We start from the raw sequence: 23665 nt of genomic DNA on the forward strand, positions 1-23665 counted from the left end.
TCACCTCGTGGTGGCGGAAGGGGTGGACGGGGACGTGGTGCTGTCGGGGCGCAGCAGCCGCAGCGTCAGCTGGGTCTTGCGGGCGAGATCCATCCGGGACGCGTAGCTGAAGCCGATGCGGTAGCCGCCGCGTTCGGTGGGCGGGATGCGCTCCAGCGGTACGGACTCGCCCCGGGCCAGCGCTTCGAGCCGGTCGATGAGCTGGCCGTAGGTGGCGGCGGTGAGGAAGCCGGTGCCGGGGTCGTCGGCCGGTGCTCCGACGGGAGCTGGCCCGAACTCCTCGGCGCTAGGCGGCTGTTCGTCGTCGGGGACGTCGGCGCTGCGACGGATGCGCAGCGAGTATCCGTGCCCGCTCTCGATCTGCGGGAGCTTGAGGCGGACGGTGTCGTGGTCGGCCCCGTCGAGGCGGACGATGAGCTCGGCGGCGCGGATCGCGCCGTCGGCGCCGTAGAAGAACGGCACGCCGGGCCGGGCGACCGGGATGTCGGCGTCCGCGCAGCCGACCCCGTCGATCACCGCGTACACCTTGTCGTCCTCGGTGACCCGGTCGAGCGGTTTGATGACGAAGAAGGCGGCGCCCTCGCCCGGGACGAGGTCCTGGACGCTGTGGCCCGCCTCCTTCAGGCGGCGCTCGAAGAGGCGGGTGAACTCCGGGGTGAGGTTGGCGTGCACACCGCCGACGAGGGCGACATCGCACTCGCCCTGCACGAGGTTGCGCTGGGCGAGCCCGAGGACCGTACCGAAGGAGCACAGGTCGTCGTCGATGACCACGCCCGGGCCGCGCAGGTCGAAGATGTTCTGGATGCGGCCCGCGGTGATGTTGTCCATGTAGCCGGGCAGCGCGTTCTCCCGGGTCTGCGGGATGTAGCGGTGCACTTCGGCGGTGTAGCTCTCGACTACGGCCCGGCGGGTCTCCTCGTCCAGCTCCCGGAACGCGGGGACGGCCTCCAGCGCCCGCTCGAACTCCACCAGGCGGATACGGAAGTTGCGGTTCAGGCCCGATTCCAGTCCGCAGGTCGCGCCGACGAAGACGCCCATGCCGACCCGGTCGGCGGGATCCACCCCGTAGTCCTGAAGGGCCTGGCCCGCCGCCATCACCGACAACAGCTGGGCGCGGTCGAGGTCTTCGAGGACGCTGGGCGGGATGCGGTACACCTTCCAGGGGAAGTCGAGATCGGAGACGATCCCGGCCCGCCAGGTGCCGTCCGGGTCGTAGATCTCGGCGGCGTCGGGGTGCCAGCGGTCGCGCGGGAAGCCGGTGACGCCCGCGTCGGCGGGCCGGTCGGCGGCGAGCGCCGCCGTGTCGCGGGCTGCGGGTGTCATGACGCCGACGCCGAGGACCGCGAGCGGTGTGTGCGCCCCGGCGGGCGGCCGGGCCGCGTGGCTCTGCTGGGTGAGGGCCGCGTCCGCGTGGTGCACCGCGTCGTACTGCTCCACGACGACGCTGGTGTTGACGCCGCCGAACCCGAACGCGTTGGACAGCGCCCGGCGCGGGCGGCACTCCTTCGGCACCTGCCAGGGCTCGGCCGCCACCGGCACCCGGAACGGCGAGCCCTCCAGGCGCATATCGGGGTGGGGCCGGGTGAAGGCGTGGGTGGGCGGCACCGTCTCGTGCTCGAACGCGAGCAGGATCTTGAGCAGATTGGCCATCCCGGCGGCCGAGAACGTGTGCCCGATCTGCGCCTTCACGGAACCGAGCAGAACGGATCCGGCCGCCGTACCCCTCCCCTCGTACAGCTGCTGGAGCGAACCGACCTCGACGAGGTCGCCGGTGGAGGTCGCGGTGGCGTGCGTCTCGATGTAGTCGAGCTCCTCCGGCTCGGCGCCCGCCAGTTCCAGGGCGCGGCGCATGGCCGCGACCTGGCCGCGCGAGGACGGGGCGTAGATCGCCTTGCCCTTGCCGTCGCAGCGGGTGGCGATGCCCCGGATCACCGCGCTGATCCGGTCGCCGTCGCGGACCGCGTCGCTGAGCCGTTTCAGCAGGACCGTGCCGCAGCCCTCGCCGTTGATGAGCCCGCTGGCGCCCGCGTCCAGGGGGGTGCTGCGGGTGGCGGAGAGTCCGCCGATCTTGGCGAAGCAGACGTTGCCGGTGATGTTCATGTTGCCCTGCACGCCGGTGGCCAGGACCATGTCGTGGCTGCGGTCCTGGAGGTACTTGACGGCGGTGTCGATCACGGTGAGCCCGGAGGCGCAGGCCGCGTCCCCGATCGCCGCGGGCCCCGGCAGACCGATCACCCGGGCGACGCCCTTGGCCACGCTGACCTGGAACACATTGGCGGCGCGGTGCTGATCGGCGTCGTACAGCCGCTGCCCGACCGCCTCGGCGAACCCGCTCTCGATCGCGGCGCGTTGGTCTTCCGGCAATGCCCGGAACGCCTCGCCCCGCCGTATGTGGTGCAGCACTTCGCGGGAGCGGAAGGCCAGCGAGGACTCCATGACCGCCTCGTCGCCCAGCATGTTGCCGACGAAGAGCCCGGTGTCGGTGGTGGCCAGGCGCGCCAGGCTGTAGCCCGCGCTCCCCAGCGCCTGAAGGACGGTGTCGAGCACCATCAGTTGGGTGTGGTTGAAGTCGCCGACCGCCTCCCGGTTCCCGGCGCTCAGCTGACCGAGGCCGTCCGGCGCGCGGTAGCCGTCGAGGAAGCCGCCCCAGCGGCAGTACGTCTTGTCGACGAGGTTCTTGTCGTCGTCGTGGTAGTCCCGCCAGTCCCAGCGGTCCTCGGGCGGTGCGGCGATGCCGATACGGCCGTCGAGGATGTTCTTCCAGAACGTGTCGGCGTCGTAGGAGTCGGGCGGGAAGACGCAGCCGTAACCCACCACGGCGATCGGATCGAACTCCTCGGAGTCAGTCCCAGGCACGGAGCTGCCCTTTCTGCGAGTGGCCTGCCGCGGTCCGCTGGACGACGGAGGCGATGGCGAAAACGTGGTCGGTGAGCCGGCCGAAGTGGACGCTCACCCGGGGTGCGGGGTCGGGCCCTTCGGGACGTACGCGGGCCGGTTCGGGCAGCGCGTCGGCCCGTTCGGGCAGCGCCAGGTCGAAGATCCCGGCGGACGGGGTGGCCTCGCGCAGCCGTGCGGTCCCCCAGCCGTGCGCGAAGCCGATGCCGTACGCCTTGAGCAGCGCCTCCTTGACCGCCCACAGCGCGGTCGCGCGATGGCCGGGGGCGAAGGCGGGAAACGCGCGCTGCGACAGGGCGAGTTCGCGTTCGGTGAAGACGGTGCGGCGCAGTGCGGGGCTAAAGACGCGCAGCGGTTCGACGTCGACTCCCACGCGCCCGCCCCGGGCCACCCCGCACACCGCGTACTTCTCGGTGTGGGCGAGGGAGAGGTCCGAGACATGGCGCGCGGCCCGGTCCGCCAACACGCCTGATACGAAGCCGAGTTGGGGCTTGCCCGCCCGGCCGCCCGGTTTGCCGCCGAGCAGGACGAGTTCGCGCGGCCGCACCGGCACCCCGGCCCCTTCCAGGACCAGGCAGACGAGCCGCTTGGCCACGACCCGCCCGGACAGCCACTCGGCCCGCCGCTTCGGTGCGGCGATGGAGGCGAGGACCGAGAGCTCGGCCGGGCCCAGGTAGCCCGCCAGGTAGGCGGCGCGGGCCTCGCCCGTCCGCACCAGCGGGAGCCATTCCGTGACGACCCGCCCGCCGCCGGGCAGCGGCCGCCCGCTGCCCGGCACGGCACTATCGGTCCAGGAGACCTGTATCGCCCTCATCACGCCCCACCTGTGCCGCGAGAAGACCCTGGATGTCGCAGAGCAGGGCGCCCCCGGCGTCGACGATGCGCGTGTCGATCCGCAGCCTGCCCGGCCCGCCCTGCCCGCTGTCGGTGACCGTCGAGTCGGCGTACACGGTCTCCCCCGCCAGCGGGTTGCGGTAGAACCGCATCGCCGCGACGGAGATGGGCACCACATGGATGCCGAGCTGGTGGTACGCCCAGACCAGCGCCGACCGCCAGGCGTTGTCGATCACCACCGGCAGGGTGCGCAGCCGGGGCGTGGCCACCGAGGAGAAGAGGCCACGGCCCGACGCCACGCCGATCTCGCTCACCAGCCGCCCGTCCGCCACGTCTCCCACCGCCGCGACCCGCCGGACCTGGCGGAAGGAGGGCCCGAAGGTGATCTGCCGGCGCACCCGTTCATAGAACCGCTCAAGGTCGAACTCCCTTTCTGATTCCAGGAGTTGAGCGATCGAGTGATCCGGCTCCGGCGGTACGAGTGGTTCCCCGGCGAACAGGTGGGTGCCGCGCGAGTGGAGCCGGCCGGTCTCCAGGACCCTGCCGTCCGCCGTGACCAGGTCGGAGCGGATCTCGGTGGCGATCCGGTGGAGCCCGTCGCCCGCGATCTCGTGGTGGGTGAGCGGATATGCCTCCAGGCTCAACTCCACCGGGAAGTTCGGCAGATACCGGATGAACTTGAGGAATTCGACGCTCTCCGCCCCGGCCAGTACGTACTCCGGGGCCAGCAGGCCCGCCGTCTGCGCCTGCGCCTCGATGTGCAGGACACCGGGGAACGTGCCCGCCCCCTTCACCAGGTGGTCGCCCAGATAGCGGTCGCCGCCCGGATCCAGCCGCTTGCGCACCCGCACCCGGTCCGCCGAGAGCTCGTCCACCGCGTCGATCAGCGGCAGCGCGATCCGGTCCCGGACGCTTCCGTCGGGGCCGACCGGTACGGCGACGGCGGTCCTTCCGGCGTCCATGCTCGCGTCCTGGCCGCCGTAACTGTTCTTGCCGATCTCCCCGAAGACCAGCACCTCGGGGTCGTCGCCGCCGTGGAACAGCTCGCGCGCGAAGTGCTGCACGCCCTCCTCCACCGACAGATACCGCAGCCCGCGTACCTCCTCCTGGATGTGCCGCACGGCCTCGGTGGCGGCCATCCCCACCTCGGCCCAGCCGGTCCAGCAGAGCGTGAACACCTTGGTCCGCGGCCGCTCCCTGGCCAGCAGGGCGGAGAGCTTGGACACCAGATCGGCGCCCGCCGTGTAGTCGACCTGCCCGTCCATCCCGAAGCGGCCGAGGAAGGAGCCGAAGAAGCAGAAGAACGCCGGCTCGTCGTCCCGCACGGCGTGCCACAGGTGGTGCGCCCCGTCCGCCTTCACCCGTACGACGTTCCGGGCGTGCTCCAGGGACTTCTTCGGCACGGTGGCCACCGATTCGAGCCCGGCCGCGTGCACGATCCCGTCGATACGCCCGTGCCGCGCCCGTATCCGCCCGATGGCCCCGGCCACCTGCGCCTCGTCGGCGACATCGCAGATCTCGTACGAGGTGAGCTCGTTCAGGGACCGCAGCTCGGCCAGATTGCGGTACAGGGAACGGGAGTTGGCGAGCGCCGCGAACTCCTTGCGGGCCGCCACCGGCGTGATCTCCCGCCCCTCGGCCCGCGCCCGCTGGAACCACTCGCGGCCCAGTGCCTCGAACGCGTCGTCGTCGAGCCGCATCCACTCCTCGGTGCCGTCGGCGGGCCGGGTGCGCCCGAGGATGACGATGTGGACGCCCTTGAGGCGGGCGATCTCCTTCGCGCACTCGTACGTGATGCCGCGCGAGCCGCCCGAGAAGACGACCACACTGCCGGGATCGAGCCGCAGCGGCTCCCGTAGCGGATGGTGCTCGATCTCGTGCGGGAGCACCTGCACGGTCTTGCGCACCCCGCGTACGTAACCGACTTCGACCGTGGGTTCCGCGACGGTGGTGATCTCCTCGATCAGCGCGGTCGCGGCGGCCGTCGCGTCGCCGTCGGTGAAGTCGACGACTTTGGCGCGGGCGTCGGGGAGTTCGAGGTCCAGGCTCTTGACGAAGCCCGCGGTGAGCCCGCCGAGCGGGTCGAGCGAGCCGTCCGACTCCAGGCCGAGCACGCCTCCGACAGCCGTCGCGGCGAAGTAGCCGGCCTCCGCCCCGGCCCGCCCCAGATCCGCGTAATACGCCTTGGCGGCAAGGAGGTTGACGGTGAAGTGCTGATCCGAGAGGCGGCTCCACTCCGGGCCGTCGAGGTCGAAGGAGGTCGGGCCCGCCTTCAGGGGCCCGGTGCCGTACGGGTGCAGATTGACGACGACCTGTACGCCGTCCCCACGGGCCTCATTGAGCGCCCGCACCAGTGAGTCGGGGTCGGCGAAGTCCGCGTGGAAGGTGGGCCAGCCGTCGACGGCCGCGCCCTGCTCGGCCACCACGCGGGGCCGGGCCCCGTACCCGGCGATCAGCGGCAGCAGCGCCTCGGCGAGCCCGCTGTCGCGACCGGTGATGACGACGACGGTCTTGCCGTCAAGGGCGAACGGGCGGGCGCCGGGGTGGTCGAGGGGACTCGCCACGGCCAGCGGCACATAGCGCCCGGCGATCCGGTCGACCGTACGCTCCAGGATCGGCGGCAGCACCGGGCCCTCGGGTGCCGCCTCGTGTATGTGACTGTCGTCGTCCGCGCCGCCACCGTCGGCGGGCGTACGCGGGCTACGACCGGTCGCGGCCCGCAGACCGGTGACGAACCCGGCGATCTTCCGCAGGGTGTTGAGCTCCGCCGCGTCCAGGTCCTCGACGACCGGCAGACCGAACACCTCCCGCACCTCACCAAGGATCTCCGCCTGCTTGACGGAGTCGATGCCGAGGTCCGCTTCCAGATCGAGATCCGCCTCCAGCAGATCGGCCGGATATCCGGTCTTCGCTTCGGTTACCTCCCACACCACACGGTCCACCTCGGCCGACAGCTCCGCCGACACCTCAACAGGCGTCTCCGTAATGGCAGTCGGAGCGTTCGCCGCTCGCAAACCGTTGACGAATCCGGCGATTTTCCGCAGCGTGTTCAGCTCGGCCGTGTCGAGATCCTCGACCACCGGCAGACCGAACACCTCCCGCACCTCGCCCAGGATCTCCGCCTGCTTCACGGAGTCGATCCCCAGATCCGCCTCCAGATCCAGATCCGCCTCCAGCAGATCCGCCGGATACCCGGTCTTCGCCTCCGTCACCTCCCACACCACACGGTCGACCTCCGCCGACACCTCAACAGGCGCCTCAACAACTGGAGTTGGAGCAGTTGACGGCGTCGGCGCGGGCTCCGCCGTCGTACGGGACGCCTCCACGATCCGGTCCAGGAGCTCGCCGAGCGGCGCGTCCCGTTCCGTGTCGAGCGCGATGGTGTCGAGCCCCAGCTGTGCGGCGAGCGCCGCCGCCAGCTCCTGGCGGACCCGCGGGCTCAGCCCGAGGCCCGCGCCCATCAGCTGTGCCGGGTCGAGCAGCCGTACGGGATAGCCGGTGGTGCGGGCCGCCGTCTCCAGGAGTCGCGCGCGGATCTGGTCGGTGGTCGGGCGGGCGCTGTCGGACTCCTGCTTCGGCTCCGGCGGCGTGGCCTTGTCCGTACGCAACCCGTGCACCTCGGCGAAGGCCGTGAACCGGCGGATGCTCTCCACGCCGCCCAGGGACTGGATGTTGGTGGGGGTGACCAGCACCTCCTGGTCGGCGAGGATGCGCTCGACCAGGCCGGACAGGATCGACTTGGGCCCGACCTCGACGAAGGTGTCGATGCCGCCCGTGTGCATCCGTCCGATCAGCTCCTGGAAGCTGAAGGGGGTCACGAGCTGGCGGGCGAGCAGGACGGGCAGGTCCGGCAGGTCCCGCTCGGTGTAGTGGTCCCCGATGACGGTGGAGAGTACGGGGATCTTCGGCGCATGCCAGTCGAGGGCGCGCAGGGTGCGTTCCAGGTGCGGTACCGCGTCCGCGAGCAGCGCGGAGTGGAAGCCGTGCGAGACCCGCAGCCGGGTGGCCTTGATGCCGTGCTCACGGCAGTACTCCTCGGCGCGGACGAGCGCCGCGAGGTCGCCGGAGAGCACCGTCTGGTCGGGCGAGTTGACGATGGAGCGGCTCAGGCAGCCGTCCTGACTGCCCATCAGGAGCAGCAGCCTGGCCAGTTCGCGGCGGCTTCCCTCGCTGTCCGTCTGGAGGCTGAGCATGCCGCCCCGGCGGTCGGCCGGGATCGTCTTGACGGCCGCGCCCCGGCCGTACACGGCCCGTACCCCGTCCTCGACGGACAGCGCGCCCGCCGCGACCAGCGCGCTCAGCTCGCCGAGGCTGTGCCCGATCAGCATCTCCGGGGCGACGCCGAGGTGTTCGAGGAGCCGGAACACGGCGATGCTCCCCGCGAAGATCGCGGGCTGCATGACCTCGGGGTCCTGGAGTTCCTTGGCCGGGTCGCCCCCGCGCGCCCGGAAGATACGGCCGGTCAGGGAGCGTCCGGTCAGCTCGCGGTAGGTCTCGTCGATCCGCTCGAAGGTCTCGGCGACGACGGGCTGTTCGGCCGCGAGGTCCGCGAACATGTCCGGGTACTGCGCCCCATGGCCGGGGAAGAGGAAGGCGGCGCGGGGCGCGGGGCCCGCGGCGCCGAGGTAGACGCCCTGGGCCTGGAGGGCCCGCCGGCTCTGCGCGGCGGACGGCGCGTCGAGCTGCCCCGCGCTCTCGGTGGTGGATATGTCCTCGGTGGTGGTCGTGATGGTCACGGCGGTTCTTCCCCCTTCAGGCCAGTACGTTGTGCCGCCGTGCGGCGTCACCCAGCAGTGCGACCGCGCTGTCCACGTCCTCGCTCGTCATGGCGGCGGTGACCGTCGCGCGGAACCGGGCCTTGCCCTTGGGGACGGCCGGGTAGATCGCGCCGGAGACGTAGAGTCCGTCCGCCATCAGCTCCTTGGACATGCGCAGGGCGGTCTCGTCGTCGCCGATCAGGATGGGGATGACGGGCGTCACGCTGCCCATCACCTCGAAGCCCAGGCGGATGAGCCCGGACCGGAAGCGCATGGTGTTCTCCCAGAGCTTCTCGGTGCGCCAGGGCTCGCGCCGCATCAGTTCCAGGGCCTTGAGGACCCCGGCGACGGTCGGCGCGGGCAGGCTCGCGTTGAACATGTAGGCGTGCGCGGAGTGGCGCAGGAACTCGACGATGTCGTGGCTCGCGGTGACGAAGCCGCCGACGCCGCCCAGCGTCTTGCTGAAGGTCCCCATGGTGATGTCGGGCACGAGCCCGAAGTGCTCGCCCGCGCCGCGCCCGTTGGCGCCGAGGAACCCGGTGCCGTGCGCCTCGTCGACCATCAGCAGCGCGCCGTAGCGCTCGGTGAGCCGGTGGATCTCGTCCAGCGGCGCGATCTCGCCGTCCATCGAGTAGACGCCGTCGACCACGACGAACTTCTTGGCGGCGTCCGCGTTGCGCTGGAGCACGTACTCCAGTTTCTCCATCGAGTTGTGCGCGAAGATCTTGACGCTGCCCTCGGCGAGACGGCAGCCGTCGAGGATGCTCATGTGGTTGAACTGGTCCGTGATGACGACGGTGTCGGCGTCGCAGAGCGCGGAGATGGTGCCGAGGTTGGCGAGATAGCCGGAGCTGTACGTCAGCGCGGCCTCGGTGCCCATCCACTCGGCGAGCCGTTCCTCCAGCTCCAGGTGGAGCCGGGTGGTGCCGTTGTTGAGCCGGGCACCGCAGGCACCTGAGCCATACGTGTCCAGGGCTTCCTTGACCGCCTTGTTGATCTCCGGGTGTCCGACGAGCCCCAGATAGTTCCCGCTGGTCAGCATGATGACCTCGCGCGAATCGATCTCGGACCGGCCGCCGGGCGCGGCCGTGAAGGGCTGTTCGAAGGTGTAGAAGCCGCTCTCCCTGAGCTGCCCGATCCGGTCGTTGACGGACGCGAAGGTCCGGGCGTACTCATCCGTGATCATCCGTGATGTCCCCTCTCGGTACGTCGCCCACGGCAGGCCCGGCTGGGCCGGGGTGCGGTGGCGCGACCGTCATCCGACAGAGGCGCCCCGGCGCGGTGCGGATACCGGACACGCGCCCCGTTCGCGCCATGGCCGGTGGCGCGCTACCGGCTGTCCAGTCCTGCGCGAGCAGGGGGTCGGGCGCTCGGCTACCCGCAGATGGGACAAGGGAATGCGACAGGTCCCCGCCTGGGCGAGCGGTCCCCGCGGGGAGGACTCAAGGAGGAATCGGTGTGGCCGAGATGACGGGGGAACACATCCGGAAGGACACCGGCACGCCGCCGGACCGGGCGGGCCCGACGGCGCTGGCGGAACGGACCGGACTACCGGGACCGGTGGGACTGCCGGGACCGGCCGGGTCGGTGCAGGCCGTCGGCCCGACGGTGTCACCGGGACCGGCCGGGATACCGCGGCAGGCCGGGCCGGCGCGGGCCGCCCGGCCGGTGGAGTGCGCGGACGAGCTCGTCGCGGCATGCCTGACCGGGGAGCAGTCGGCGTGGGTGCGGCTCGTGCGCCGCTACCGCGCGGCCGTCTGGAGCGTGGCGCGCTCGCACGGGCTGCGCCCCGCCGACTGCGAGGACGTCTGCCAGCTCACCTGGCTGCGCGTCATCGAGAACCTCGGCTCGCTCCACGACCCCGCCAAGGTCGGCGCCTGGATCGTGACGACGGCACGGCGCGAGGCGCTGCGGGTGTGCGGCGCCGGCGTCAAGTACCACCTCGTGGACGACCTTTCGAGTTATGTGCCCGAGGCCGTCCCGCACCAGGCGGGCCCCGAGGAGGCGGCCGTGCGCCGGGCCGAGGGCGATCTCGCCCGCGAGGCGATCCGGCATCTCCCGGAGCGGCACCAGGTCCTGCTCGGCCTGCTGCTGCGCGACCCGCCCATGAGCTACGACGCGATCAGCGCCACCCTGTCGATCCCGCGTGGCTCCATCGGCCCCACCCGCAACCGCATTCTCCGGCAAGCCAGGGACTTCCTGCGCGACATGTGAGAGGACGAACCATGAGCGCCCAGACACAGGGCCATCCCGTACGCACCTTCGTCATCGCCGCCGTGGCGATGTTCATCACCTCCCTCGACAACCTCGTCGTCACCACCGCGCTGCCCGCGATCCGCGAGGATCTGAACGCCGGACTCGACAAACTGGAGTGGACGGTCAACGCGTTCACCCTGACCTTCGCCGTGCTCCTGATGACGGGCTCGGCCCTGGGCGACCGGTTCGGGCGGCGTCGGCTCTTCATGATCGGTACGGCACTCTTCACGCTGGCGTCCGCGGGCGCGGCCCTGTCGACCAGCGCCAACGCCCTGATCGTGGCCCGGGCCGTGCAGGGCATCGGCGGCGCGATCGTCGTCCCGCTGACCCTGACGCTGCTCTCGGCCGCCGTGCCGCCCGCCAAACGCGGTGCGGCGCTCGGTGCCTGGGGCGCGATCGCGGGGCTCGCCATCGCGCTCGGCCCGGTGGTGGGCGGGGCGATCGTGGAGGGCTTCTCCTGGCAGTGGATCTTCTGGATCAACGTGCCGCTGGGGCTCGTGCTGCTGCCGCTGTCGCGTGCGTGGCTCGCCGAGAGCCGGGGCACCGGCGCCACCCTGGACGTGGTCGGCACCGTGCTGCTGAGCCTCGGGCTGTTCGGGATCGTGCTCGGCCTGGTGCGCGGCGGGACCGTGGGCTGGACCTCGGGCGAGGTGCTGGCCGGCTTCCTCGCGGGCGGTGTGCTGCTGATCGCCTTCCTGGCCTGGGAGAACCGGGTGGAGCACCCGATGGTGCCGCTCACCCTGTTCCGCGGGCGCGCCTTCGCGATGACCAATCTGGCCTCGCTGTTCATGTACTTCGGGATGTTCGGCTCGATCTTCCTGATCGCCCAGTTCCTGCAGACCGCACAGGGCTACTCGCCGCTGGAGGCGGGGCTGCGCACACTGCCGTGGACCGCCATGCCGATGGCCGTCGCCCCGATCGCCGGGGTGCTCTCCGACCGGTTCGGCGGGCGGATCATCCTCGCCATCGGCTTCGTGCTCCAGGCGATCGGGCTCGGCTGGTTCGCGCTCGTGGCCGATCCGGACGTCGCGTACATGACGCTGGTGCCACCGTTCGCGGTGCTCGGCGTCGGGATGTCGCTGTTCTACGCGCCGGTGGTGAACATGGTGTTCTCCTCGGTCCGGCGCGACCAGGAAGGCATCGCCTCGGGCGTCAACAACTCGGGCCGTGAGCTCGGCGGGGTGCTCGGAGTGGCCGTACTGGCGGCGGTGTTCGCGGCGCGCGGCGGCTACGCCTCACCGCAGAACTTCGTCGACGGCCTCGTTCCCGCCGTCTGGCTGGGCGCGGCGGTCGTCCTGGCGGCCGGTGCCGCGTCGATGCTGATCCCGAGCGGACTGCGGCCGGTCGGCGCCGAGGCCGCCCGCCTTGAGGCGGCCGAGGCGGCGCTCGCGGCCGGGGCCGCCGGAAAGAAGACGCCGGACCCGCAGGCGGCCTGAGCCGCGACCAGGGCGCTCCGGCGCCAAGCACCACCCACCCGAAGACCGGGCGGCCGGCCCACACCCCCGCGGGCCGGCCGCCCATCTCATGGCAGGAGCACCATGTCCGCTGAACCCGTCGAACCCACGCTCTGGAAGATCGTGCGCGGCAGCCCGAGCCCGGAGGAACTGGCCGCCGTGGCCGTCGTGCTCACCGCCTGCGCCCGCCGCGCGGCCGCGCCGGGCCCCGCCCTGGCCACGGTCGTCCCCGTCGCCCGCTGGCGCCACCAGGCGGAACCCGTCACCAGCGGTTCCTGGCGCGCGGCCTGACGCTCCCCCGTAAAGCGGCTACGGCGTCGCCGTCGAGACCACGAAGACCACCGGGTTGTCCGGGTCGCTCTCGTTCACCGTGATGTCCTGCGTGGGCAGCGGGTCCTTCTGGGCGTGCGTGGTGCCCGCCCAGTCGTGGCCCGGCGGGAACGTCCAGCCGACCTTCTTGGCGTCGGAGGCGCCGATCGCCACCGAGCCGGGCCGCAGCGCCGCCGTACTGGTGCCGGAGTCCTTCAGGAACTCGGCGAGACCCGCGGCCGTGGTCTTGAACTGCACATACAGCTTGCTGACCGCCCAGCTGTTGGTCTCGTAGTACTTGACGGCGGTGGCGGCCGACGGGACCGGTACGTCGTAGATGCGGCGCTGGGTCCTGGACGGCCAGTCGTTCTGGAGGCCGGTCGCCGAGGCCTCGGCCTCCTTGTCGCGGCCGCTGTCGCGGCTCTGGCCGGCCGAGATCGCCAGGTATCCGGCCGGGACCCCGATGAGCAGCACGATGATGATCGCGGTGAGCCAGCGGCGGCGGATCATATGGCGGCGGTCCTCGGCCTGGCCGCTCTCGTCCGGGGAGGGCGACTGACGCGGCACCGCGGGCCGCTCCGCCGGGGCCATCACGCCGACCTCTGGGTGTTGCGGGCCGGGCCGGACTTGCGTACGGCCTCGGCGACCTGCGCGTACCGCTCGTAGCGCTCCACGCGGCGGCGGTTGGCGCGGCGGAAGCGGCGGGCGACCAGGCGGGCCAGGTCGGCGGCGCCGACCATGCCGGCCTCGGGGCCTAGCTGCGCCTTGGCGATCCGGGCCTCGGGCCGGTAGCCGCGGCCGGTCAGCTGGCGCTTGAAGGCGTCCCTGGCCGGGGCGATGAGCAGGTCGTCGGCCGCGCTGACGCCACCGCCGATGACGAAGCAGGACGGGTCGAGGGCGGCCGCGAGGTTGGCGATGCCGACGCCGAGCCACTGGCCGATGTCCTGGAGCAGCTCGACGCACATGGCGTCGCCCTCGCGGGCGAGCTCGGTGATCAGCGGCCCGGTGATGTCGGGGATGTTGCCCTTGACCCGCTCCAGGATGTTGTACGCGACCGGCGAGTCCGCGACGGCGAGCTCGCGGGCCTCGCGGACCAGCGCGTTGCCGGAGCTGTACTGCTCCCAGCAGCCCCGGTTGCCGCACGGGCAGCGGTGGCCGCCGGGCACGACCTGCATATGGCCGAACTCGCCGGCCACGCCGTACTTGCCGCGCTTGACCCGGCCGTCCTCCAGGATCGCGCCGCCGATGCCGGTGCCGAGCGTGATCATGACGAGGTGGTCCTCGCCCCGGCCCGCGCCGAACCGCCACTCGGCCCAGGCGGCCGTGTTGGCGTCGTTGTCGACCATGACGGGGACGGCGAGCCGGGACTGGAGGGCGTCGCGCAGCGGCTCGTTGCGCCAGGCGAGGTGCGGGGCGAACAGGATGGTGGAGCGGTCCGCGTCGACCCAGCCGGCCGCGCCGATGCCGACGGCGTGCACGTCGTGGCGGTCGGAGAGGTCCAGGACCAGCTCGGTGATGGTGTCCTCGACGACCTTGGGGCTCTTGGACTTGTCCGGCGTCTCGGTGCGGAGCTTCTCCAGGATGTTCCCGTCGGCGTCGACGACGCCCGCCATCACCTTCGTACCGCCGATGTCGATGCCCACGGTGGGCACGCGCGGGGCGGTCAGGTGCGAGCGGCGCTCGCGGGTGCCGACGGTGCGCAGGACGGTGGCCCGGGCGGAGCCCCGGTAGGAGGTGTTCATCGGGCCGCACCCCTTCGCGTCGGGAGGGGGGTGTCCTGGAGTGCTCGCACGACTCGTGTCGTCCCTGGAGGTCTCGGGGGGCCGGGGTGACCGGCGGCGGACGGCGCCCGCCGTGCCCGATTCTGCCACCCCGGCCGGGACCGGACCTCGTGTGCCTCCGCGGCCCCGGCCGTCACTCAGGCGTCGGTGGGGTGCCCGCCCAGGTGGGTGGGCTCGGGGGCGCGCTGGAGCTCGTGGCTGAGCTCCTCCAGTTCGCTGCCGCCCGCCATCTGGCGGGTGAGCTCGTCCAGGGTGATCTGCGAGCGCAGATGGCTGCCCGTCATCGCACCCCGCTTGAGCAGCACGAAACGGTCGCCGACGAGGTAGGCGTGGTGCGGGTTGTGAGTGATGAGGACCACGCCGAGGCCCGCGTCGCGGGCGGCCGCCACGTACTTGAGCACCACGCCGGACTGCTTGACGCCGAGCGCGGCGGTCGGCTCGTCGAGCACCAGGACCTTGGCGCCGAAGTAGACCGCGCGGGCGATCGCCACGCACTGGCGCTCGCCGCCGGAGAGGGTGCCGATGGGCTGGTCCACGTCGCGCAGGTCGATGCCCATGCGCAGCAGCTCCGAGCGGGTGGTCTCCCGCATCAGCTCGACATCGAGGCGCTTGAAGGGACCGGCGCCCTTGGTCGGCTCGGAGCCGAGGAAGAAGTTGCGCCAGACCGGCATCAGCGGGACGACCGCGAGGTCCTGGTAGACGGTGGCGATGCCCCGGTCGAGCGCGTCGCGCGGGTTGCTGAGCGAGACGTCCTCGCCCTCGATGCGGAAGGCGCCGGCGTCGTGCCGGTGCAGCCCCGCGATGATCTTGATGAGGGTGGACTTGCCGGCGCCGTTGTCGCCGAGCACACAGCTGATCTCGCCCGCGTGGACTTCGAGGGAGACGCCTTCGAGGGCCCGGATGTTGCCGTAGTACTTGCTGACGTCGTCCAGCTCGACGAGAGCCGTCCGCTCCTCTGTCGCTTCCGCAGTCATGCCGTCGCCTCCGCCCGCTTGCGTACCCATGCGTTGAGCAGGGTGGCCAGCAGGAGCATCGCTCCCAGGAAGAACTTGAACCAGTCCGGGTTCCACTCCGCGTACACGATGCCCTTGCTCGTCATGCCGAAGATGAAGGCACCGACCGCGGAGCCGATCGCCGAGCCGTAGCCGCCGGTGATCAGACAGCCGCCGATGACGGCCGCGATGATGTAGATCAGCTCGTTGCCGACGCCCTCGCCGGACTGGACCACGTCGAACGAGAAGAGCAGGTGCTGGCCGGAGACCCAGGCGGCGAAGGCCACACCCATGTACAGGCCGATCTTGGTCTTGTAGACCGGGACGCCGACCGCACGGGCCGCGTCCGCCTCACCGCCGACCGCGAAGATCCAGTTGCCGAAGCGGGTCCGCAGCAGGACCCAGGTGGCGACCGCGATCAGGCCGAACCACCACAGGATGGTGACCTTCAGATTGACCGAGCCGATGGACAGCTGGGAGGCGAACACCTTCTTCGCCGAGGAGAAGCCCTCCATGTCGGAGATGGACTTCGTGGAGACCGTGCCGCTGATCAGCTTGGTGAAGCCGAGGTTGAGGCCGGTCAGCATCAGGAAGGTGCCGAGCGTGATGATGAAGCTGGGCAGTTTCGTACGGGTCAGCATGAAGCCGTTGAAGGCGCCGATGGCCAGCGTCGTCAGGAGCGAGACGCCGACGCCCACCCACACGTTCGCGGTCATCTGGTAGCTGAACATCGACGAGACCAGCGCGGACGTCGTCACCAGGACACCGGCCGACAGGTCGAACTCGCCGCCGATCATCAGCAGCGCCACCGGCACCGCCATGATGCCGATCGTCGACGCCGCGTACAGGACGGTCGAGAGGCTGGAGGCGCGCAGGAAGCTGTCGGCGACGATCGAGAAGAAGACGAAGACGGCGATCGCGCCGACGACCGAGCCCAGCTCCGGACGGCCCATGATCTTGCGCAGTACGGACCGGTGGATCAGACGCTCGTCGCCCGCCGAGGCGGGCGCGGGTGCAGTGGCGGTCATCGGGTCCCCCGCTTCGTGTATTCCTCCAGCTGGGCGGCCGCGTCCTTGGTGATGATCTGAGGCCCGGTCAGCACCGGCAGTCCGCCGCCGAGCATGTCGGCGTTGTACTTGTAGAGCCAGAGCAGGTCCACGGCCTCGTACCCCTGGAGGTAGGGCTGCTGGTCGACGGCGAAGCCGAGGGTGCCGTCCTTGAGCTCGGAGGCGACCTTGGCGTTGAGGTCGAAGGTGTCGACCTCGGCGGAGCTGCCCGCGGAGTTCTTCGCCTTGACGGCGGTGTCCGCGAAGGGCGCGCCGAGGGTGACGACGGCGTCGATGGACTTGTCGGCCTGGAGCTTGGCCTCGATGGACGACTGGACGTCGGGCATGTTGGTGCCGGTGACGTAGAGGTTCTGCAGCTCGCCCGTGAAGCTCTTCTTGGTGCCCGCGCAGCGCTGCTCATGGCCGACGTTGCCCTGCTCGTGCAGGACGCAGAGCGCCTTCTTCCTGCCGCGCTTGTTGAGCTCCTCGCCGACGGCCTCGCCCGCGACGGTCTCGTCCTGCCCGATGTGGGTGAGGGCGCCGAACTCCTTGGACTTCTCGGAGCCGGAGTTCACCGTGATCACCGGGATGCCGGCCTTCTCGGCCTTGGCGACGACGTCCTTCATGGCGTCGGGCTTGGCGAGCGTGACGATGATGCCGTCGACCTTCTGGTCGATGGCGGTCTGCACGAACTGCGCCTGCTGCTGGCCCTGGTCGCTGTGCGAGTACAGGAAGTCGATGTTGTCCTTGACGGCGGCCTGCTTGGCGCCGTTCTGGACGATGTCCCAGAACGTGTCGCCATCGCCCGAGTGGGTGATCATCGCGATCTTCCAGCGCGGGGTGTTCACCGCCGCCTTGCCCTGGGCGGAGGCGGCCTTGCGCGCGTCCTCGGCGCGCTTGCCACCGGTGCTGCTGCATCCCACCAGGGAAACTCCGAGCACCGCCGCCAGCACCGCGCCCACCGCGCGTACCCCTGTCCGAACCCTTGCCACGACGCCGTGCTCCTCTTGCTGTACTGCCAGGTGCGGCCGGGACGGGTACGGACCTGCCCCGGCCGCCCAAGTATGGGTCACGTGAGGTCGGCGGGCGATCATCGGGTACCGCGTGCGGTGTACTTCTCCAGCGTCGGCACGTCCTTCTCGGTGACGATCGCGGGCCCGGTGAGGACCGGCCTGCCTCCGCCGACGACATTGCCGTTGGTCTTGTCGAGCCATAGTTCGTCCACCGCCAGATACCCCTGGAGATACGGCTGCTGATCGACCGCGAAGCCGATCTCCTTGGCCTTGAACTGCTTGATCACGGCGGCGTTGAGGTCGAAGGTGTCGACCTCCGCGGAGCTGCCCGCGTCGCCCTTCGCCTTCACGGCCGCGGCCGCCATCGGCGCGCCGAGGGTGACCACCGAGTCGATGTCCTTGCCCGCCTGGAGTTTCGCCTCGATGGAGGACGTGGCGGCGGGCGTGTTGGTCCCGTCGACGTTCAGGTTCTCGACCGTGCCGTGGAACGTCTTCTTCACTCCCGCGCAGCGCTCTTCGAGCGAGACGTTGCCCTGCTCATGAATGACGCAGACGGTCTTCTTCTTGCCGCTCGCGTTCAGCTGCTCGCCGACCGCCTCTCCGGCCACGCCCTCGTCCTGGCCGATGTGGCCGATCGCGCCGAGGTCCTTGGAGTACTGGGCGCCGGAGTTGATGGTGACGACGGGTATGCCCGCCGCGACCGCCTTCTTCACCACGTCGCGTACGGCCTCGGGCTTGGCCAGGGTGACGATGATCCCGTCGACCTTCTGGTCGATCGCGGCCTGGACCAGCTGCGACTGCTGCTGGCCCTCCTTGTTGGCCGAGTAGAGGAAGTCGACGTTGTCCTTGGCGGCCGCCTGTTTCGCGCCGCTCTGGACGATGTCCCAGAACGTGTCGCCCTCGCCCGAGTGGGTGACCATCGCGATCTTCAGCCGTGGTGTGGAGACGCCTTTGCCGCCGGAAGCGGCGTCCTTCGTCTTGCCCTCCGAGCTCTTGCCGCCCGAGCTGCTGCATCCGGCGACCGTGAGCGCGAGGGCTGCGACGGCCGCCGTGAGGGCCGTGCGGGGTGTGCGCATGGGTTCCGCCTTCCGCCTGGGCCGCCCGGTTGCGGCACGTGAGTTCTAGCGGCGGGCGCGCGACCCCGTCAATACTTTGTCCGAACATTCTTACGCGGCGTTCGAGAGCGGCCCATGGTGTACGAGCGGTTCACGGCCGTACGAGCAGCTGGAACTCGAAGGCGTACCGCGAGGCGCGGTAGATGTGCGAGCCGAACTCGACGGCCCGGCCGGTGTCGTCGAACGTGGTGCGCTCCATGGTCAGCAGCGGCGCGCCCACGACCTCGGCCAGCAGCTCCGCCTCGGCGGCCGTCGCGGCCCGCGCCCCGACCGACTGCCGGGCGCTGTGCAGGGTGATCCCCGCGCCGCGCATCAGCCGGTACAGGCCGGTGGCCTCCAGCTGCGCGGTGTCCAGGGCGCACAGATCGAGGGGCAGGTAGTTGCACAGCCGGGCCATCGGCTCGCCGTGCGCGTACCGCAGCCGCTCCACCAGATGCACCTCGGCGCCCTCGGGCACCCCGAGCGCCGCTGCCACCTCGGCGCTCGCCGGCTCGACGGCGTTGCGCAGCACCTTGGTGGCCGGTTTCTGCCCGGCCGCCTCCAGGTCGTCGTAGAGGCTGCTCAGCTCAAGGGGTCGCTTGACCTGGCTGTGCACGACCTGCGTACCGACGCCTCGGCGGCGCACCAGGAGGCCCTTGTCGACCAGGGCCTGGATGGCCTGGCGGACGGTGGGGCGGGACAGGCCGAGCCGGTTGGCGAGGTCGATCTCGTTGCCGAGGAGGCTGCCGGGCGTGAGGGTGCCGCGCTCGATGGCCGCTTCCAGCTGCTGCGAGAGCTGGAAGTAGAGCGGGACCGGGCTGGTGCGGTCCACGCTGAGCTGGAGCGGAGCGGCGGTCTCCGGCACGGTTCTGGGCTGCTTGGACACGGAGTGAGCGTAGTGCGCGGGGCATGTTGACGGGAAGTCCGGAAGTCAGATTGTCAGGACAAACTCTTGACAGGACGTCCCGGCGACGTCACCTTTTGGCCATGCGCATCGGACTCATCGGAACGGGACGTATCGGCTCCTTCCACGCGGAGGCCCTCACCCGCCATCCCTCGGTCACCGAGCTCGTGGTGGCCGACGCCGACCCGGTGCGCGCGGTGGAGGCCGCCGCCCGGACCGGCGCCACGGCCGCCTCGGTCGACCGGCTCTTCACGGACCGCCCGGACGCGGTGGTGATCGCCTCGGCGACCGCCGCGCACGCCGAGCTCATCGCCCGGGCGGCCCGGGCCGGGATCCCGGCGTTCTGCGAGAAGCCCATCGCCCTGGACCTGGCCGGGACGCTGGCGGCGCTGGCCGAGGTCGAGGCCGCCGGGACCGTCCTGCAGATCGGCTTCATGCGGCGCTTCGACGCCGGGTACACCGCCGCCCGCGAGCTCGTACGCGCCGGAAAGCTCGGGCGGCTGCACACCGTACGGGCGGTCACCTCGGACCCGGCGCCGCCGCCCGCCGCGTATCTGCCGCTCTCCGGCGGCCTCTACCGGGACTGCCTGGTCCATGACTTCGACATCCTGCGCTGGGTCACCGGCCGCGAGGTGGTCGAGGTGTACGCGGCCGGTTCGGACGCGGGGCCCGCGATGTTCCGCGAGGCCGGGGACGTGGACACGGCCGCCGCCGTCCTCACCCTCGACGACGGCGCCCTGGCCACGGCGACGGCGACCCGGTGCAACGGCGCCGGGTACGACGTACGCATGGAACTGGCCGGGGATCTCGGCCAGTTCGCGGTCGGCCTCGGCGAGCGCACCCCGATCGTCTCGGCCGAGCCCGATGTGCCCGCGCCCGCCGCAAAGCCCTGGACCGGCTTCCTGGAGCGGTTCGCCCCGGCCTACCGGGCCGAACTGGACGCCTTCGTCCAGGTCGTACGGGGCGAGCGGGCCAACCCCTGCGACGGGCGGGAGGCGCTGTACGCGCTGCGCGTCGCCGAGGCGTGCGAGCGCTCACGACGCGAGCGCCGCCCGGTCGCCGTCGCGGAGTTCACCACCTGACGGGCAGGCTCTCCGGCCCGCGCACCAGCATCCCCGAGCGCCAGGTGACCGCCGCCGGGTGGATGTCGAGCGCCAGGTCGGGGCAGCGTTCGAGCAGCGAGCGGATCGCGATGCGGGCTTCCAGGCGGGCCAACGGGGCGCCCAGGCAGTAGTGGATGCCGTGGCCGAACGCCACATGGCCGCGCGCGTCGCGCCGGATGTCGAAGCGGGACGGCTCCGGGTAGCGGGCCGGGTCGCGGTTGGCGTCGGCCATGGCGACGAGCACCAGCTCCCCGCCGCCGGGCACCACCGTGCCGCCGATGTCGACCGGTTCGGTCGTGAAGCGGTACGTGGGTGTCTCCACCGGGCCGTCGTAGCGCAGCATCTCCTCGATCGCGCCCTCGATCAGCCCGTCGAAGTCGGCCCGCAGCGCGGCCAGCTGCTCGGGGTTGCTCAGCAGGGCGAGCACGCCGTTGGAGATCAGGTTGACGGTCGTCTCATGGCCCGCGACCAGCAGCAGCCAGGCCATGCCGAGCAGTTCGGGACCCGAGAGGCGGTCGCCGTCCTCGTCGGCCGCGTGGATGAGCGCGCTCATCAGATCCCCGCCGGGGTTCTCGCGCTTGTCCGCGAGCAGCGCCGTCAGATACTCCGACATGGACCTGGCCGCCGCCAGCCGGTCCGCGAGCGCGGTCGCGGAGACGGAGGCGTTGGACCACTCGCGGAAGCTGTCCTGGTCCAGGCTCGGCACCCCCAGCAGATCGCCTATGACGGTGATCGGCAGCGGGAAGGACAGCGCCTCGACCAGATCCGCGCGGCCGGGCTCCTTCAGCATGGTGTCGAGCAGCGCGTCGGTCATCTCCTGGACGCGCGGGGCCATCTGCTCGACCCGGCGCGGGGTGAACTCGCGGGTGACGAGCTTGCGCAGCCGGGTGTGGGCCGGGGCGTCGGAGCTGAGCATGGTGGTGCCGGAGGCGACCTGCTGCACGCCGAGGTCGGGCGAGGCGTTGCGCCACTCCTTGGACAGGCGCGGGTCGGCGAGGGCGGCGCGGCCCGCCTCGTAGCCGACGACGAGCCAGGCGTCCGAGCCCTCGGGCATCCGGATGCGGTGCACCGGTCCGCGCTCGCGCAGCTCCGCGTAGACCGGGTACGGGTCACGGGTGAAGTCCTCGCCCAGAGCGGTGAGATCGACAATGGCTTCGCTGGTCAACGCGGGTCCCTTCAGGACGTAGTGCACGCCGCCCGGCGTGCACACCGTGGTGGTCGGCACACCCTAACTCTCCGGTAGCTTCGGGGGCTTCTACCCTGGTCGCAGCGAGGGGAGGCTCGGTGCTGAAGCGTTGGTGGTTCATGGGGATGCTGCGCCCGGGCGGTCCCGTACAAACGGCGCGGGAGCCGTCGAAGGAAGAACAGCAGCGGATCCTGGACGAGTGGGAGACGGCCCGCGAGCGCCTTGAGCGGCTGGTGTCGGCGCGGGTGACGGCCGTCGGCGATGTGCTGCGCCAGGCCGAACTCCCGGTGGAGCGGGCCGCCCTGGACCCGGTCGGCGAGCTCGACTACACCTGGGCGCTCGACGCGTTCCAGGCCGCGGGCAAGCTGCTCGACGAGGGGGCCGACCTGCCCGATCTGGCGGCCGCGGCGGTGCTCGCGGAGCGCGCGCTGGTGCGGTTCGCCGCCGTGCACGCCCGCCGCGCCGGGCAGCACGTGCCCCGGCCCGCCGAGCGCTGCTACTACAACCCGCTGCACGCGGCCGCCGAGCACACCGGCTCGCCCGCGCGCAAACAGCACCGCCGACAGGCCCGGCGCCGGACCGGCCCGCGCGAGGCGGCCGCCGACCGCCGTCCCGCCTGCCCGTCGTGCCGCAAGGCGATCCTGGCGGGCCAGCAGCCGGACGTGCTGCCCGCGTTGGTCCCGGTGAAGGTGTCCCGGCTGCGGACGGTGCGCATGCTGGTGCCGTACTACTCGGTGCCGCAGCAGTGGTCGCTGTGGTCGGTCTCGGTCTGCGGGGCGTACGGGGACGAATGGCCGGGCCTGGTCCTGCGCGGCGAGCACCGCAAAAGGGCGGCGGCCGCGCGCAAGGCGTGAGTCACCACCGCACCGGAAGATGCCGTACGCCCCGGATCAGCAGGCCCGGCAGCCACTCCAACGGGCCGCCATCTGGGTCGAGTTCGAGGCCGGGCGCGCGCTCCAGGAGCGTACGGACCGCGATCCGGCCCTCCATCCGGGCCAGCGGCGCACCCAGGCAGAAGTGGATGCCGTGGCCGAAGGCCAGATGGCTCTGCGGGGCGCGGGTGATGTCGAAGCGGTCGGGATCCGGGTAGCGGCCGGGGTCGCGGTCGGCGGAGGCGATGGCGACGAGAACCGGCTGGCGGGCCGGGATGACCGTGCCGCCGATGTCGAGCGGTTGGGTCGTGAAGCGGTACGTGGAGGTCTCCACCGGGCCGTCGTAGCGCAGCATCTCCTCGACGGCGCCGTCGATCAGGCCGTCCGGATCGGCGCACAGGGCGGCCAGTTGCTCCGGGTGGGCGAGCAGCGCCCGTACCCCGTTGGAGATCAGGTTGACGGTGGTCTCGTGTCCGGCGACGAGCAGCAGGAAGGCCATGCCGATGAGTTCGTCGGGCGAGAGCGTGTCGCCGTCCTCGTGCCGGGTGCGGATCAGGGCGCTCATCAGGTCGTCGGCGGGCCGCGTGGAGCGCTTGTCCTCGATGAGCTCGACCAGGTACGCGCCCATCTCCCGTACGGAGGTGTTCTTGCCGTCGTCGGCGGTCGGGGCGACGGCCTCGTTGGAGAGTCTGCGGAAGGTCTCCCGGTCCAGGTCGGGCACGCCGAGCAGTTCGCAGATGACGGTCATCGGCAGCGGGAAGGCCAGCGAGTCGACCAGGTCGGCGCGGCGGCCGGGCGCGGCCAGCATGGTGTCGAGCAGCCCGTCGGTGATCTGCTGCACGCGCGGGCGCAGTGCCTCGATCCGGCGGGGTGTGAACTCCCGTGCCACCAGCTTGCGCAGCCGGGTGTGGCGCGGCGGGTCCGACTCCAGCATGTTGGCGCTGACCGGGGTGTCCTCGTACTCCCAGTCGCCGAACTCGCGCCAGTCCTTGGAGAGCCGGGGGTCGGCGAGCGCGGCCCGCGCCTCCTCGTGGCCGACGACCAGCCAGACCTCGTCGGCGTCCTGGGTGCGGACGCGGTGCACGGGCCCTTCGGCACGCAGCTTCGCGTAGTACGGATACGGGTTCGCGGTGAAGTCCGCGTGGTCCCGCAGGTCCACCACCGTCATG

18 protein-coding genes are annotated in these 23665 nt (G+C 71.4%); 5 read left to right on the top strand and 13 right to left on the bottom strand.

What is annotated here, in order from left to right:
* From ACT1U9_RS04855 to ACT1U9_RS04870, 4 genes are read right to left on the bottom strand one after another with little or no spacing between them, the layout of a single operon-like run.
* Nucleotides 1–2856, bottom strand: coding sequence for a beta-ketoacyl synthase N-terminal-like domain-containing protein (locus tag ACT1U9_RS04855; RefSeq protein WP_444537130.1), 2856 nt, complete (start codon nt 2854–2856; stop codon nt 1–3).
* Nucleotides 2843–3709 (bottom strand): 4'-phosphopantetheinyl transferase family protein, encoded by an 867-nt coding sequence (locus ACT1U9_RS04860; RefSeq protein WP_444537131.1) that lies wholly within the window; start codon nt 3707–3709, stop codon nt 2843–2845. Before ACT1U9_RS04860 ends, ACT1U9_RS04855 begins: the two co-directional genes overlap by 14 nt.
* Complete coding sequence (locus tag ACT1U9_RS04865; protein WP_444537132.1) at nt 3678–8465, bottom strand: SDR family NAD(P)-dependent oxidoreductase; 4788 nt, start codon at nt 8463–8465, stop codon at nt 3678–3680. Before ACT1U9_RS04865 ends, ACT1U9_RS04860 begins: the two co-directional genes overlap by 32 nt.
* A gap of 16 nt (nt 8466–8481) precedes the next feature.
* Nucleotides 8482–9672, bottom strand: coding sequence for an aminotransferase class I/II-fold pyridoxal phosphate-dependent enzyme (locus ACT1U9_RS04870; RefSeq protein ID WP_444537133.1), 1191 nt, complete (start codon nt 9670–9672; stop codon nt 8482–8484).
* Between the two features lie 281 nt (nt 9673–9953).
* On the opposite strand from ACT1U9_RS04870, the gene ACT1U9_RS04875 reads away from it, so the two are divergent.
* The 3 genes from ACT1U9_RS04875 (at nt 9954) to ACT1U9_RS04885 (ending at nt 12487) form a co-directional block, all read left to right on the top strand.
* Nucleotides 9954–10700, top strand: coding sequence for a sigma-70 family RNA polymerase sigma factor (locus ACT1U9_RS04875; RefSeq protein WP_444539009.1), 747 nt, complete (start codon nt 9954–9956; stop codon nt 10698–10700).
* An 11-nt stretch (nt 10701–10711) separates the two neighbouring features.
* Nucleotides 10712–12178: a DHA2 family efflux MFS transporter permease subunit gene (locus ACT1U9_RS04880; protein ID WP_444537134.1), complete on the top strand. Its 1467-nt coding sequence runs from the start codon at nt 10712–10714 to the stop codon at nt 12176–12178.
* Between the two features lie 102 nt (nt 12179–12280).
* Nucleotides 12281–12487, top strand: a complete 207-nt coding sequence (locus tag ACT1U9_RS04885; protein ID WP_444537135.1) for an acyl-CoA carboxylase epsilon subunit — start codon at nt 12281–12283, stop codon at nt 12485–12487.
* Between the two features lie 18 nt (nt 12488–12505).
* On the opposite strand, the gene ACT1U9_RS04890 is transcribed toward ACT1U9_RS04885, so the two are convergent.
* The 7 genes from ACT1U9_RS04890 to ACT1U9_RS04920 all read right to left on the bottom strand — a co-directional run bounded on the left by ACT1U9_RS04890 (nt 12506) and on the right by ACT1U9_RS04920 (nt 19263).
* Complete coding sequence (locus ACT1U9_RS04890; protein ID WP_444537136.1) at nt 12506–13096, bottom strand: hypothetical protein; 591 nt, start codon at nt 13094–13096, stop codon at nt 12506–12508.
* Entirely contained in the window at nt 13096–14247 is a 1152-nt protein-coding gene (locus ACT1U9_RS04895; protein WP_444537137.1) for an ROK family glucokinase, read from the bottom strand. The genes ACT1U9_RS04890 and ACT1U9_RS04895 overlap by 1 nt, the downstream gene beginning before the upstream one ends.
* Before the next feature lie 176 nt (nt 14248–14423).
* Nucleotides 14424–15290 carry an ATP-binding cassette domain-containing protein gene (locus ACT1U9_RS04900; protein ID WP_444537138.1) on the bottom strand — a complete coding sequence of 289 codons (867 nt, stop codon included), beginning with the start codon at nt 15288–15290 and terminating at the stop codon, nt 14424–14426.
* Complete coding sequence (locus ACT1U9_RS04905; protein WP_444537139.1) at nt 15257–16306, bottom strand: ABC transporter permease; 1050 nt, start codon at nt 16304–16306, stop codon at nt 15257–15259. Before ACT1U9_RS04905 ends, ACT1U9_RS04900 begins: the two co-directional genes overlap by 34 nt.
* A complete protein-coding gene (locus ACT1U9_RS04910; protein WP_444537140.1) occupies nt 16303–17316 on the bottom strand; it encodes a sugar ABC transporter substrate-binding protein in 1014 nt (337 codons plus the stop codon). The genes ACT1U9_RS04905 and ACT1U9_RS04910 overlap by 4 nt, the downstream gene beginning before the upstream one ends.
* A gap of 98 nt (nt 17317–17414) precedes the next feature.
* On the bottom strand, nt 17415–18413 hold the full coding sequence (locus tag ACT1U9_RS04915) for a sugar ABC transporter substrate-binding protein (protein ID WP_444537141.1): 999 nt from the start codon (nt 18411–18413) through the stop codon (nt 17415–17417).
* 130 nt (nt 18414–18543) lie between these two features.
* On the bottom strand, nt 18544–19263 hold the full coding sequence (locus ACT1U9_RS04920; protein ID WP_444539010.1) for a GntR family transcriptional regulator: 720 nt from the start codon (nt 19261–19263) through the stop codon (nt 18544–18546).
* Between the two features lie 155 nt (nt 19264–19418).
* Between ACT1U9_RS04920 and ACT1U9_RS04925 the strand changes: the two genes are divergently transcribed.
* Entirely contained in the window at nt 19419–20417 is a 999-nt protein-coding gene (locus ACT1U9_RS04925) for a Gfo/Idh/MocA family protein (RefSeq protein WP_444537142.1), read from the top strand.
* On the opposite strand, the gene ACT1U9_RS04930 is transcribed toward ACT1U9_RS04925, so the two are convergent.
* The gene (locus tag ACT1U9_RS04930; protein WP_444539011.1) at nt 20407–21603 is read right to left on the bottom strand and encodes a cytochrome P450 family protein; all 1197 of its coding nucleotides are present in this window, start codon (nt 21601–21603) and stop codon (nt 20407–20409) included. The genes ACT1U9_RS04925 and ACT1U9_RS04930 overlap by 11 nt on opposite strands.
* Nucleotides 21604–21722: 119 nt before the next feature.
* On the opposite strand from ACT1U9_RS04930, the gene ACT1U9_RS04935 reads away from it, so the two are divergent.
* Nucleotides 21723–22478, top strand: a complete 756-nt coding sequence (locus ACT1U9_RS04935; RefSeq protein ID WP_444537143.1) for a hypothetical protein — start codon at nt 21723–21725, stop codon at nt 22476–22478.
* Nucleotide 22479: 1 nt separating this feature from the next.
* On the opposite strand, the gene ACT1U9_RS04940 is transcribed toward ACT1U9_RS04935, so the two are convergent.
* Nucleotides 22480–23664, bottom strand: a complete 1185-nt coding sequence (locus ACT1U9_RS04940) for a cytochrome P450 family protein (RefSeq protein WP_444537144.1) — start codon at nt 23662–23664, stop codon at nt 22480–22482.
* Between the last annotated feature and the right edge of the window lies 1 nt (nt 23665).

Origin of the sequence: Streptomyces sp. BR1, from assembly GCF_052373795.1 — a bacterium.
Lineage (GTDB): Bacteria > Actinomycetota > Actinomycetes > Streptomycetales > Streptomycetaceae > Streptomyces.